The organism is Collimonas fungivorans (assembly GCF_028292705.1).
GTDB lineage: Bacteria > Pseudomonadota > Gammaproteobacteria > Burkholderiales > Burkholderiaceae_D > Collimonas > Collimonas fungivorans_B.
Window position 1 is genome coordinate 1 of the sequence record NZ_JAQGLV010000130.1, and the last position, 13,289, is coordinate 13,289.

Below are 13,289 nucleotides of genomic sequence, written 5' to 3' on the forward strand. Positions count from 1 at the left end.
GCCGATACCGTTTTGTGTATCTCTGCGGTCAGTACAAAATCCGCGCCAAGATCGTCGACATAGAGACTGAAGGGATAGCTGGTAAGGTCACGCCCTCCGAGGTATTCCATGCCTTCCGCAATTTCCATCCGTTCAAGGCCTTGCGCCCGGCTGTGCCGGTAGTTCAGCAGCGCCGAGAACAAGGGCATATCGGCCGGCAGGCTGCTGCAGCGCTGGACCAGCGCCAGCGAAGCGTGTTCGTGGTGCAGCAGCCCGATTAACGCCGCATGTACTTGTTGCAAACCTTCCTCAACCCCTCGCTCCCCCAATTGCACTCGTAGCGGCAAGGTATTGATGAACATGCCCATGGCGCGATCCGCGCCGGCGCCGCCCTGCATGCGGCCGAACAGCACCGTGCCGAACACCACGTCGTCGCGCCCCGTGCACCTGGCCAGCACTTGCGCCCAGGCCAGGTGGAACAGGCCGGCTGCACTAAGGCCGCGCGCTTTCGCCTGCTGCCGCAGCCGCGCTGCCAGTTCAGATGGCAGCGCCAGCCTGGCTTGTGCGACTTGCGTACCGTCGCCCTGCACATCCAGCAAGCCGAACGGCGCTGTCGGTTCATCAACGTCCACCAGCATCTGCCGGAAGAAATCCTCGTGTTCGGCTTCGCTCACCCCCAGCCTTGCTTGCGCCACGAAATTGCGGAATGGCACAGGTGCGGGAAGCTCGGCCTGGCGGTTCTGCAAGACCATCACCACTTCCTGCAAAATCAGCTCGGTTGTAGTGTGATCCAGGGTCAGGTGGTGGTGCAGCAGTTGCAGCAGCCAGCGCTGCCCGGCTGCGTCGTAGGCGGCAAAACCGCGCAGCATGGGCGCGCTGCGCACATCGAGCCGGAAACGGCGGGCATCGGCATGATGCTGCAGCTGCAGCTGGATATCGCCCTGCTCCGCTTCGAGCGGCAGCACCTGGATTGCCAGCGCGGCATGGCGCCAGACGACTTGCAGCGGCCGGTCCAGTCCTTCCCAGAGCACCGCAGTGCGCAGGATGTCATGGCGCGCGATGACGGCATTGAGCGCATCTGTAAAATGATCGAGCCGGTCCTTGCTGTCGAAGCGCAGCAAGGCCGGTAATACATAAGCGTCGCCATCGGTCTGCAGCATGTGATGAAACAGGATGCCTTCCTGCAGCGGCGCCAGTGGATAAATGTCCTGGATATTGCGCATGCCGCCGGAGACGACGTCGGCGACCAGGCCGATCTGTCCGGCGCTTAGCTTCACCAGCGGCAGCATTTCGGGAGTGATGGCGTCGCAGTCGTGGGGAATGCCGTTGGGCGGTGCCACCAGTTGGTGCTGGTCCGCGTGCCGGGCCAGCGCAACGGTCGCAGCCAGCGCGGCCAAGGTCGGTTCGGCGAAAAAGCTGCGGATGTCCGAGACATATCCCTTTCGATGCATGCGTTCCAGCAACTGGACCGCCAGTATCGAATGTCCGCCCAGTTCGAAGAAGTGGTCATGACGGCCGATACTGTCGACCCCGAGCAGTCCTGACCAGATCTGCGCCAGCGCCAGTTCAATCTCGCCTTGCGGCGCCTGGTAGGCGCGCTGGATGAAAGCGTCTCCTTCCGGCATCGGCAGCGCCTTGTGGTCGAGCTTGCCGTTGGGCGTCAGCGGCAAAGCTGCCAGCGACACGTAAGCCGCCGGCACCATGTACTCGGGCAGTTGCGCCCTGAGTTGCGCGCGCAGCACGGCCGGTTCCAGGTGTGAGATGCCTGCTTGCGCCACCAGGTAGGCTACCAGCCGTTTGTCGCCGGGCTGGTCTTCGCGCACCGCCACCACCGCTTCACGCACGCCGGCCACCCGCGCCAGCTGCGCTTCGATCTCGCCCAGTTCGATGCGGAAGCCGCGGATTTTCACCTGGCTATCGTTGCGCCCCAGGTATTCGAGGCTGCCGTCGTGCAGGTAACGTCCCAGGTCGCCGCTGCGATACATCCTGGCGCCGGCCGTTGCGCTGAAAGGATCCTGGAGGAAACGTTCGGCCGTGAGCTCGGGCCGCCTCAGGTAGCCGCGCGCCACGCCGGCGCCACCGACGTATATTTCACCCGTCATGCCGACCGGCGCCGGCCGGCCCTGCGGGTCCAGCACATACAGGCTCAAGTCGGGAATGCGCACTCCGATCGGACTGGGTCCTAGCCGCTCCGCATCGGCCGGGACCAGCATCCGGCAGGTCACGTGCACCGTGGTTTCGGTGATGCCGTACATATTGACCAGGCGCGCGCCATGGTTGCGCGCCGATGCATACCAGGGCTTCAGGCTGGCGACCTCCAGCGCTTCGCCGCCGAAAATCACGTAACGCAGCTTATGCCTCGCGCCTGCATCCTGGTCGGCCGCGATGAACTGGCGGAACGCACTGGGCGTCTGGTTCAGCACCGTGACGCCATGTTTACACACCAGCCGATGGAACTCCTGCGGCGACCGGCTGGCCGCCTGCGATACGATCACCAGCTTGCTGCCATGGATCAAGGCGCCCCACAATTCCCAGACCGAAAAGTCGAAGGAAAACGAGTGAAACAAGGTCCAGACATCGTTGTGATCGAAATGGAAGCAATCCTTGGTTGCGGTAAACAAGCGCGTGACATTGCGGTGCTCAACCATGACTCCCTTGGGCGCGCCGGTGGAGCCGGAGGTATAAATGACATAGGCCAGGTGCGAGTCATCCTGGCAGGCATCGGGATTGCCGGTTGATGCGTTGGCCCAGGCCGATTGCGTCCATGGCACGGCGTCCACCACCAGCAGCGCGCAATCCTGCGGCGCCTCGATCTGGCCGGCCAGACTGGCCTGAGTCAGCAAGGCTAGCGGCGCGCTGTCCTGCAGCATGTGCGCCAGGCGTTCCGGCGGATACACCGGATCCAGAGGGACATAAGCAGCGCCGGCTTTCAACGTAGCCAGGATGGCCACTACCATTTCCAGGCCGCGCTCCATGCAGATCGCCACCAGGTCGTCGGGCCGCAGGCCGAGGCCGCGCAGGTGATGGGCCAGCTGGTTGGCGCTCTGGTTGAGTTCCTGGTAGCTCAGCTGCCGGCCGTCATATTCCACGGCAGTGGCGTCGGGATCGCGCAGCACCTGCTGCTCGAACAATTCATGGATCAGCGTGTTAGCAGCGGTTGCCAGCTGCGGCTGGTTGAAGGCATGCAGCAATCGGCTGCGTTCGGCCTCATCCAGCAAAGGCAAGTCAGCCACTTTCATGTCGGGCGCGTCGATGGCAGCCAGCACCAGCCGCTCGATGCGTTTGACGTGATTGCGCACCTCTTCCGGCGCCAGCACGTCCGGGTCGAAATTGAATTCGATGTGGACCGGCTTGTCCTGCTCGTAATCCCGGACATAGATGGCAAGCGGCTGCCGCTCATAGCCGTTATGCAAGGGGAATACTGCCGTACTGACTTCGTCTTCGAATGCGAGGTCGCCCTGGAATCCTTCGATGGATAAAGATAGATCAAACAAGCCACGGCGGTCGGTCGCACCGGCCAGCAGATGGCGATGGATTTCCGCCAGCGGAAAACGCTGGTGCCGGTAGCAGCGTTTCAGTTCGGCAGCGATTTCTTGCAACAGGCTCGTGAACGACTGCTCGAGATCGACTGCGACACCGACCGGGATAGCCGCCGAAAACATGCCTACCGTGCGCCGCTGCAGCGGGCCGGTACGGTTATGCACCGGCATGCCGATGACGACCTCGTCGCGGCGGTTGAAGAAGCGTGAAAAATAGACCGCCAGCGCCGCCAGCAGGAAATGCGTGCTCGAACCGCCCTGCGCAGCCGCCACCCGGTTCAGGCGCAAAAACGCTTGCCGCTCGAGTTGCCACACGACTTGTCCGAACAAACGATCGGAACGTCCCCTGCGCCCGGATGCTCCCTCGAACAGCGGTTCAGGCAAGCTGGCGAACCGCCCCAGCCAGAACTCGCGATCCTTGGCGAAACGCAGGGACGACAGGTATTCGCTGTCCTTCGCCAGGAAATCGCTATACGATGCTGCCTCGCCGTCCGCGGCCAGCGGTTCACCGCGCAGCAGGCGGTTGTAGGCTTCTACCACGGCGTTGCCAACCAGCGAGATCGACATGCCGTCCGCCACCAGGTGATGGAAACATAACAGCCAATAGGCGCGACCCGGTCCCGCTTGCAGCCACTGCATGGTCCAGAGCCGGCCGCCATACAGCTCGAAAGGCGTGCCGAATATTTTCCTGATATGCGACCAGGCCTGTTCCTGCGGATTATTGTGCGAAGAGAAATCGAAGCGCTGCAATGATGGCCGACCATCTGTTGCAAAGCGCTGCATGCAGCCGGCCTGGTCCTGTTCCAGCACGATGCGCAAGGCTTCGTTTGTTTCGGCTACGTACCGGACAGCCGCTTCGAAACGATCGACATCGTGCAGGCCATCCACCTGGACCGCGGTGCCGATGTTATAGCAAGGCAGGTCCGGCGCCAGGAGCTGATCCAGCCACACTGCCTGCTGGGTTGAACTCAAGGGGTAAAGGACATCGTTACTCATGGGGATGGGCTCGTGGTTGACAGCTCAAGGAAAGGAAGCGCGGCAGCGGCGTGTGCAAGGAACCGGCATAGGCTCAATCCTCTGCTCGCTCTGGCACCAGCACATCGAGCCGCCGCAAGCGGCTGCTGGCGAGGGCCAGCAACGTCAGCGCCAGGCCGCAGATCCCGCACAGGAAAAACAGGAAACCGATGCCGCGTCCCTTGCCGCTGCCGAACCAGCCGCCAATCGAGGCGCTCAAGGCGCCGCCGGCGGCAAACGCCGGTTCCAGCACCGCGTCGGCCAGGTAGCCGCCGGCCAGCAGCACCAGGCACATGACCAGCATGTTGGATGCCGCCAGCAGCGCAAAGACGCTGCCCTGGTGGGCCAGCGGCGCCTTGCGCATCCATAGCGCGTAGGAACAGGCAACCGAAGTGCTACCGCAAAACAGGCAGGCGAATGCGCATGCGCACCAGACTGCAACCGAGGTCGACAGGCCGGCGCCGAGTACCGCGGCAGACTGGACGACATCGCAGACCAGTACCCACAGCATCAAGTCGCGCTTGATGACCGAGCTCGCCACCAGCATCGATCCCGCCAGGCCGCCAACGATGCCGACCGACATCACCATGCCGAGCGCTTCGGTGGCATGGGTCGACAATACCATCGGCGTCAGCATGGTGGTCGCCAGCACCATCAGGCATTGCACCAGCGCGCCGTATAGCAGCAGGCTGCGCATCAAGGGTTGCTCTTTCAGATAACCCAATGCGCCGGAAAAACTGGTCCTGGCGCTGGCCCAGAGCGAACTCTGCGCCCGCGCAGCAGAGCCGCCGCGTGCTGCGCCACCGGCCCTGGTCAGCGCGCCGAACACCAGCAGTGCACCCGCCGCCAGCAGGCAGAACTGCACCGCCATCACCGCCTGCAAGCCGAAATACGCCATCAAAAAACCGGACGCAGCCGGCGCGCCGACCTGCACGATGGATCGTGAAATGCCGGTCAGTCCGCCGACCTGGGCAAACCTGTCCTTGGGAATAAAATTGCTGACTGCAACCCGGATCGCCGGCCGCCGCAAGGCGCCGATCGCTGCCGCGGCAGCTGCATAGAGATAAAAGGCGGTGACGCTCATGCGGTCCGCCAGCAGCGACAGCAGCACCGCAGCCGCGCAGAGGATGGCCGCAACGTCGCAACCGAGCACTACCCAGCGCCGGTCGTAACGATCCGCCAGCGCGCCTGCCATGGGCGTCACCAGCATCGACGCCAGCGCCGCCGCCAGCACCGACAAGGAGTAATCCTGGGCCGAACCCGTATGGGAAAAAATCCAGACGCCGATGGCGAAGCTCACCAAGGTGCTGCCGAGATCGAACGCGGTTTCACTCAGCCACAGCAGCCCGAACGTCAGCCTGGCGACTGCCGGCGATGCAGCCTGGCGGAATTGCTTCCTTACTTCTTCGTTCGACGAGGGTAGCTGGCCTTCAACGCTTACCTCAGGCATACGTCAGCCGCGCCTGCATGCCGGCAGCTTTGATCGTGCGCCCGAAGCAGCATCGCGCTGCAATTACGGCGTACGGAGGACGCGATCCTGGCACTGAAGTTTTTGATGCAATACGCTGTCATGGAGTAGTCAATCCTTGTGATTAATCGGAGCGTTTCGCGGGACATAATCCTTTCATTTTAGAAAGCTTTCCTTGGAGATATGGTTATCGGTAAAGTTTCAGAAAATACGCAAATAAAACAATTATTATGAATTTACCTGAAAATATCAGATGAATATAACGAATTAATTGTTTTTTGAATTCAATTCCGTGACCGTAAAGTCAATACCGATGAGCAAATTGACATGGCGACAGGGCCAAATGCGCCGAGGACGGTCTTGGGAAAAACAAGCTTAGTGGAGTTTATTTGGGCTATCTACTGTCGGAGTTGACAGGATTTTTCCGGGCAGACGAAAGCCGGATGCAAGCGTCCCGTGCTCAGCGATCAGGCACGGGACTTTACGGAAGAGGATAAACGGACGCGCCGCCGGGGCTGTGAATTTTGCTGCTGGTTCAGTCGACACGCTTGCTAGCGAACACCGTGCCGGCCAGGACGATGAACGCGCCGACAATCACCTTTTGCCAGGTGCTCGGCACGCCCGCCAGGATCAGCACATTATTGATCAGGGTAACCAGCACCACACCCAGCAAGGTGCCGACCACGGTGCCGCTGCCGCCAGTGATGCGGGCTCCGCCCAGGATCACGGCGGCAATCACGTCCAGTTCGCTGCCCACCAGGTCGAAGGGATTGGCCAGGCGCGTGCTCGATACGTGCACGATGCCGGCCAAGCCCGACAGGAAACCGGCGTAGCCGAAGACGAACAGGTGCACGGTGCGCAGGTTGTAGCCAAGCCGCTCGGCAATCGCCAGGCTGCCGCCGATGGCATACACCGCCCGTCCCATCAGCGTGCGGTTGAGCAGCCACCAGGTCAGCAGGCCCGCGGCGGCCAGCACCAGCACCGTGGCCGGCAGCACGGCATGCAATCCTTCGGCGGTATCGTGGCGCCACAGCGCCAGTTTGCCGAACGCATCCATCGAGTGCGGGATATTCATGAAGAACACGGTGCCGACAAAAGTCAGCAACAGCCCGCGGTACAGGTATTGCGTGCCTATCGTCACGATCAGCGACGGCGCCTTGAGCCAGTCCACCAGCAGGCCGTTCAGCACGCCCAGGGCAGTGCCGCCGACAGCGCCGCTGATCAGTATCAGCGCCATGCTCGCGTCCGGGAAATAAACCAGCACGACCTTGGTGATGCTGTACATCGTCAAGGCGGCAATCGCCGCAAACGAAACGTCGATGCCGCCGGCCGCCAGCACGATCATCACGCCCAGGGAAAACAAGCCCAGCACGGTGCAGGCGCGAACGATGTCGAACAGCATCGCCAGCTGGAAGAAACCCGGGTTAAGCGCGCCGATGGCGATGCAGACCAGGACTATCAGCAGCAGCGTGAAAGCCGAAGGATGGCGGGTAAGCCAGCTGCGCAGCAGAAACTTGCGCCTGGCCGGGCTCGCGGCCGTGGAAGCGTTGGTGGACAAGGTGGTAGTGTTCATGCAGTTGCCTTAGGAATGCTGTCGGAGACCAGGGTGCGGTACAGTTCGCTTTCGGTCAGCCCTTCGACGTCGAAATTGTGGGCGATGCGTCCCTTGCGCATCATCAGGATGCGGTCGCAGTTCTGCAGCAGCTCCGGCAGGTCGTCGCTGACCAGGATCACGCCCAGCCCTTCTTCCGCCAGGCGTTGCACGATCTTGTAGATAATGTCCTTGGAGCCGACGTCGACGCCGACGGTAGGCCCGTGCAGGATCAGCACCCGCGGCCGGATGGCGAGCCAGCGGCCGATCAATACCCGCTGCTGGTTGCCGCCTGACAGCGACTGTACCGGCCGGTCCACGTCCGGCGTGGCGATCTGCAGGCTGGCCACGGTGTCTTCCGCCAGCTGCTGGCTGCGGCGCGCGTCGAGTGCGCCGAAGCGGCCGCGCAGGCTGTTCAGCACGGTGGTGATGATGTTGTCGCGGATCGATTTGTCGAGAAACAGGCCTTCGCTGAGGCGGTCTTCCGGCACATAACCGATGTTGTGGCGGATGGCGTCGCCGGGCGTGCGCAGAACCACCTCGCCGCCTTCCAGCGCGATGCTTCCCCGATCAGCTGCCTGCACGCCGGCCAGCGCCAATGCGAGTTCGTTGCGGCCGGAGTCTAGCAGGCCGGTGATGCCGAGGATTTCCCCTTTGTGCAGCACGAAGTCGACATCCCTGAAATAGTCCTTGCGGCCCAGCCCTTCCACCTCCAGCAATTCGCCATTGCCGTATGAGCGATTGCGGTAGCGGGCGCCGTCCAGCTGCTTGCCGGTCATCCAGTGCGCCAGCTGCGCCTTGGTGAAACCTGCGATCGGTCCCTGCACTACCTTGGCGCCGTCGCGGAACACGATGGCCTGGCCGCCGATGGCAAAACATTCATCCAGCTTGTGGCTCACGAACAGCACCGCCACGCCCTGGGCGCGCAAGCCCTCGATCACCGCCACCAGGTTGTCCACTTCCTTCTGCGTCAGCGAGGTGGTCGGTTCATCCATGATGACCATCTGCGCGCGAGTGGCGATGGCCCGCGCAATCGCCAGCAGCTGCCTGGTGGCGATCGGCAGTTCGTCGGCGCGGGTGGCGAGGAAGGCAGCGTCGGTCGGCAGGTTCACCGTCGCCAGCGCCCGCACGGCGGTGGCCTCGACCGCGCGCCGGTCGAAACGCCGCACCAGCTTGCCGTTGCCGTTGACCAGCTGCTCGCTCAGCGCCACATTTTCCGCCACGCTCATGTTGGGCAGCAGCGACAGGTCCTGGTACACCGTTTCAATGCCTAGCGTCAGCGCTTGCAGCGGTGACAGGGAGGCGTGCGATACGCCGTTGATCAGCAGGCGGCCCTGGCTCGGGGCCTGGGCGCCGGAAATGATCTTGATCAAAGTGCTCTTGCCGCAGCCGTTCTCTCCCAGCAGGTGGTAGATTTCTCCGGCCTCGATAGTCAGGTCGATGCCGCGCAAGGCGTGGACGCCGGCAAAGCGCTTGTGCACATCCTGCACTTCCAGGAATACGCGCTGGCGGCCGGTGTCGGCCGCGCCGTCGTGGCTGAGCATGGTACTGGTCATGGATAGCTTCTTTCTGCGATAGTCATTGCTGCCTTCCGGGGCCGGCCCATGCGGTCCGGCCCGGAAGAGATACTAGAACGCGTACTTCTTGTAATTGCTCTTGTCGACTTCGACCCACGCCTGGCCGGTGACGATGACGCCGGCGCCCGGGCCCTTTTTCACCACCACCTTGTTGTAGCCGGACACGCCCATGTCCATGCCATCGGTGATCTTCTTGCCCTGGACCAGCATCACAGCCGCCTTGTTCATCATGATGCCGGCGTCTTTCGGATCCCAGAAGGCAATCCCGCCGACCGCGCCGGATTCCAGGAATTTGGCGGCCTCGCTAGGCAAGCCGGTGCCGTACACGCAGATCTTGCCTTGCAGGCCGGCCTCTTCCACTGCCCGGCCTATGCCCAGCACATCGAGCGACGAAGATCCCTGGAAACCCTTGATATCGGGATGCTTGCGCAGGATTTCCTTGGCCTTGGAATAAGCTTTCTCGGCATCGTTGGCAGACTCGTTCTTGGCGTCCACCAGGGTCATGCCAGGATATTTCTTGGCGGCGTTGGAAGCGCCGCCGTCGCCCATTGCACTTGCGACTGGCTGCCCAGTGAACCGACCAGCGACGACCATTTGCCCTTTTGCCCCATGCAGGCGGCGAGGCGGTCGTTGAGCCGCGCGCCGTAGGCGGTATTGTCGAAGGCTTCGATGTCGACCATGGTGTTCTTTTGATTGTCGGCCTCATGCGTCACCACCTTGATGCCGCGTTCCATGGCGCGCTTGAGCACCGGTTCCAGCGTCGGCGGATCCATCGACACCACGGCGATGGCGTCGACCTTCTTGGCTACCAGGTCTTCCACCAGGCGTTGCTGCTGGGCGGCGTCGGACTGCGCCGGACCGATCTGCCTGGTGGTGACGCCGGGATTGCTGGCGCCGAATTCCTTGACCCCGACTTCCATCCGGTTGAACCAGCTGATGCCGGTGATCTTGACCACGGTGACGACGTCAATCGGTTTGTTTTCTGCCTGAATTGCGCCGGTATAGGTCAGCGAGGCCAAGGCACCCAGGACCAGCGCAGCGTATGTAGTTTTTTTTAGCATGATGTCTCCTACCCCTCTAAAGGTTCGGCGTTTTTCCAGGAGGGGACTGGTTCAACGGTGCGCTGTTGCGCGATGAAAACGGATGGAAATCCTTCAGGTTGATGCGGGCCGATGCCAGGAAGCACAGCAACAGCAGCCCCCATGCGCAGTCGCGGAAAAAATTCGAGATGTCCAGCAGGTTGAAGGTGCTCGACAGCAGCTGTAGCGCCATGGCCGAGAAAAATAGGCAGACCATGCGCCCGTATCCGCCCTGCGGCCGCACTCCCGCCATCACCGCGATCAGGATCGCGATCAGCAGGTAGGAACTGCCGTAATCGGCCTTGACGCTGGCGGTGCGCGCCGCAATGATCACTCCCGCCACCCCGGCCAGCAGGCCGCACAGCGTATAGGTAGCGATCAGCATCCGCTCGCCGGGAATGCCGGCGTAGCGCGCCGCTTTGGCGTTGGTGCCGAGCAGGAACAGCCGGATGCCGAACGGGCTGTAGCGCAGCAGCCAGCCGATGCCGACCAGCAGCAGCATGAAAATGATGAAGGGAATCGGCACCCCGAACAGCATTTCGTTGCCGATGGCAGACATCGGATCGACGCTGCTGATGCGCAGGCTGGAGCCGTTGGTCAACACCACCGCCAGGCCGGTAAAAATCAGCTGGCTGCCCAGCGTGCACAAGATCGGCGTCAGGCCGACACGGGCAATCAGCCATCCGTTCAGGAATCCGCCGGCCAGGCCCACGCCCAGCGCCACCAGCACGAACAGTCCGGTATACAGCCACGGCGAGGTATCGGCAACCACCAGCTGCGGCACCACGCTGGCGGCGACCACTCCCGCCAGGTTGGCGAGGCCGACGCCGGACAGGTCGATGCCGCCGTTACCGGAAATCATCGCCAGCGCGACGCCGATCGCCAGCAAGCCTAGTTCCGGCAACTGGCTGGCCATCGACTGGAAATTGTAGATATCGATGAAACCGCCGTGCGACAGGACCGTCGCGGTCAGCAGGATGAGTGCATTGATGCCCACCAGGAAATTGAGCTGAGGATCGGCAAACTTGAATTTCATGGGCGTGTCCAGTCGTAGTGGCGCGGCAAGGGTTACGCCGCCGAGCGCAGCAGCGCTTCGATTTCGGCGCGGGTCGGCATGGAAGGCGCAGTGCCGGCGCGGGTAACGGAAATGGCTGCGACCGCAGAGGCAAAGCGGGCGGCGTCCCTGGGACTGGCGCCTTCCGCCAGCGCAGTGGCGAAGCCGCCGGTGAAGGCATCGCCGGCGCCGGCCGTCTCGACCACCGGGCCGACGCTGAATGGCGCGATCAGTACCGACTCGCCGGCGCTATGCAATAAAGCGCCCTGCGCGCCAAGGGTGATCAAGGCGCAGCCCACGCCCCTGGCAAGGAATACGTCGCCGGCGCGGCGCGCCTGTTCAAGCGTAGTCACCGGCAAGCCGGTCAGCAGCGCTGCTTCGTGTTCGTTCGGCGTGATGTAGTCGCACAGCGGATAAAAAGCGCTGTCGAACTCCACTGCCGGCGCTGGGTTGAAAACGGTGATCGTGCCTGCGGCGCGGGCAATCTCCAGTCCGCGCCGGGCGGCGGCGACCGGCTGTTCCAACTGCGTCACAAAAACGCAGGCGCCGGCGATGGCGTCGGCGGCGGCTTCGACGTCGGCGGCGCAGATCAGGCTGGCGGCGCCGGGCACCACGATAATGGCGTTCTCGCCGCTGGTGTGATTGATATAGATGAAAGCGGCGCCGGTGGGCTGTTCCGCTACCTGCTGCACGCGCGGCACGATGCCTTCGCCGGCCCACAGGGCCAGTGCATTATCGGCAAACGGATCGCGTCCAATGGTCGAGATGAAACTCACCTGGGCGCCGGCGCGGGCGGCGGCCACCGCCTGGTTGGAACCCTTGCCGCCCGGGCCCATCGCAAAACCGGAGCCGGCAATGGTCTGGCCCACGCCTGGCATGTGGCTGGCGCGGAAAGCCAGGTCGGCGACATAAATGCCCAGGATGGCGACACCGCAGCGCTTAGCGAACGCAGTCATGGCTTCAGGCCTCAGGGGCGATGACGCCCTTTTTGAACAGGAAACAGCCATAGAAACGGCGCTCGCCGGTGGCGATGACGCAGTAAGCCTTGCGCGCCGCCTCATAGAAAGCGAACCGCTCGACCGAGCCCATGACGCGCACCCGGCCTTCAGCGTGGTTGATTTCCAGCTGGACTTCCTGCTGCACCGGCGGCACATTGCCTGGCTCACCGGCGACTTCCATGCGCCTGGCCGGATCGTCGACTGCATTATCCAGCGGCAGCACCGACAAGATGGCGCGCGCCGCTTGCGCGGTGCCGACGCCGTCAATCCGCAACAGCCGCCCGAGCGTGGTCTGGCGCGCCACCGAATCGGCCGGGAAGTTGGCGTCGCACAGCACCAGTTCATCGCCGTGTCCCATGGCCCGCAGGGCATACAGCACATCGGCGTTGAGCAAGGGATCAATCAGTTTCAGCATGTGTTCTCCTGGAAAACGGGCTTGGGTTGAATCAAGGTTGCTGCGCTGCTTACTATTTACTCTCCGTACGGAATCCAGATGTTCTTGACTTGCACCGCCTGGCGCAGGAAGGCAGGCCCTTCGGCGACCATCGCGTCGTGCCAGTCGGTAGCCAGTCCATAGTCCACCAGCGTCCGTTTCAGGTTGCCCGCGGACAGCCGCTCGGTGGCCTGCGACCTGGCCTTGCCGCCGAACGTCCATACGGCGTCGACGTCGTCATGCGCCGCCAGCGTTTGCAGCAGGCTGTCGCTGGCGCCGGTGACGATATTGACCACGCCTGCCGGCAGGTCGGAGGTTTCCAGCACCTGGTAAAAATCGGTGGCTATCAGCGGATGGCGCTCGCTTGGCACGATCACTACCCGGTTGCCCATGGCAAGCAGAGGCGCCAGCAGGCTGATGAAAGCCAGCAGTGGCGCTTCATCCGGGCACACCACGCCGACCACGCCGATTGCCTCCACCATGGCCAGGGCCACGCCGCGCAACGGCGGCACGTGCACCGTGCCCTCGTACTTGTCGGCCCATGCGCCGTAGCTGAA

Annotated in this window: 8 protein-coding genes and 1 pseudogene; all 9 read right to left on the reverse strand. The window is 63.0% G+C overall.

What is annotated here, in order from left to right:
• Positions 1-4,514: non-ribosomal peptide synthetase (locus JWQ61_RS06255; protein ID WP_304359767.1), on the reverse strand; the 4,514-nt coding region annotated here is incomplete at its 3' end.
• Between the two features lie 73 nt (positions 4,515-4,587).
• Positions 4,588-5,982, reverse strand: coding sequence for an MFS transporter (locus JWQ61_RS06260; RefSeq protein ID WP_304359768.1), 1,395 nt, complete (start codon positions 5,980-5,982; stop codon positions 4,588-4,590).
• A gap of 553 nt (positions 5,983-6,535) precedes the next feature.
• Positions 6,536-7,573: an ABC transporter permease gene (locus JWQ61_RS06265; RefSeq protein WP_304359769.1), complete on the reverse strand. Its 1,038-nt coding sequence runs from the start codon at positions 7,571-7,573 to the stop codon at positions 6,536-6,538.
• Positions 7,570-9,147 (reverse strand): sugar ABC transporter ATP-binding protein, encoded by a 1,578-nt coding sequence (locus JWQ61_RS06270; RefSeq protein ID WP_304359770.1) that lies wholly within the window; start codon positions 9,145-9,147, stop codon positions 7,570-7,572. Before JWQ61_RS06270 ends, JWQ61_RS06265 begins: the two co-directional genes overlap by 4 nt.
• 72 nt (positions 9,148-9,219) lie before the next feature.
• A pseudogene (locus tag JWQ61_RS22100) lies at positions 9,220-10,229 on the reverse strand (substrate-binding domain-containing protein).
• A 16-nt stretch (positions 10,230-10,245) separates the two neighbouring features.
• Entirely contained in the window at positions 10,246-11,283 is a 1,038-nt protein-coding gene (locus JWQ61_RS06285; protein WP_304359773.1) for an ABC transporter permease, read from the reverse strand.
• Between the two features lie 32 nt (positions 11,284-11,315).
• Positions 11,316-12,257, reverse strand: a complete 942-nt coding sequence (locus tag JWQ61_RS06290; RefSeq protein ID WP_304359774.1) for a ribokinase — start codon at positions 12,255-12,257, stop codon at positions 11,316-11,318.
• A 4-nt stretch (positions 12,258-12,261) separates the two neighbouring features.
• On the reverse strand, positions 12,262-12,714 hold the full coding sequence (locus JWQ61_RS06295) for an RbsD/FucU family protein (RefSeq protein WP_304359775.1): 453 nt from the start codon (positions 12,712-12,714) through the stop codon (positions 12,262-12,264).
• A 56-nt stretch (positions 12,715-12,770) separates the two neighbouring features.
• On the reverse strand, positions 12,771-13,289 hold a 519-nt coding region (locus JWQ61_RS06300), incomplete at its 5' end, for an aldehyde dehydrogenase family protein (protein WP_304359776.1).

Bases quoted from the DNA above. Each gene is read 5' to 3' on its own strand.
- JWQ61_RS06260 (WP_304359768.1), bottom strand. From the start codon at position 5,982: ATGCCTGAGGTAAGCGTTGAAGGCCAGCTACCCTCGTCGAACGAAGAA.
- JWQ61_RS06265 (WP_304359769.1), bottom strand. From the start codon at position 7,573: ATGAACACTACCACCTTGTCCACCAACGCTTCCACGGCCGCGAGCCCG.
- JWQ61_RS06270 (WP_304359770.1), bottom strand. From the start codon at position 9,147: ATGACCAGTACCATGCTCAGCCACGACGGCGCGGCCGACACCGGCCGC.
- JWQ61_RS06285 (WP_304359773.1), bottom strand. From the start codon at position 11,283: ATGAAATTCAAGTTTGCCGATCCTCAGCTCAATTTCCTGGTGGGCATC.
- JWQ61_RS06290 (WP_304359774.1), bottom strand. From the start codon at position 12,257: ATGACTGCGTTCGCTAAGCGCTGCGGTGTCGCCATCCTGGGCATTTAT.
- JWQ61_RS06295 (WP_304359775.1), bottom strand. From the start codon at position 12,714: ATGCTGAAACTGATTGATCCCTTGCTCAACGCCGATGTGCTGTATGCC.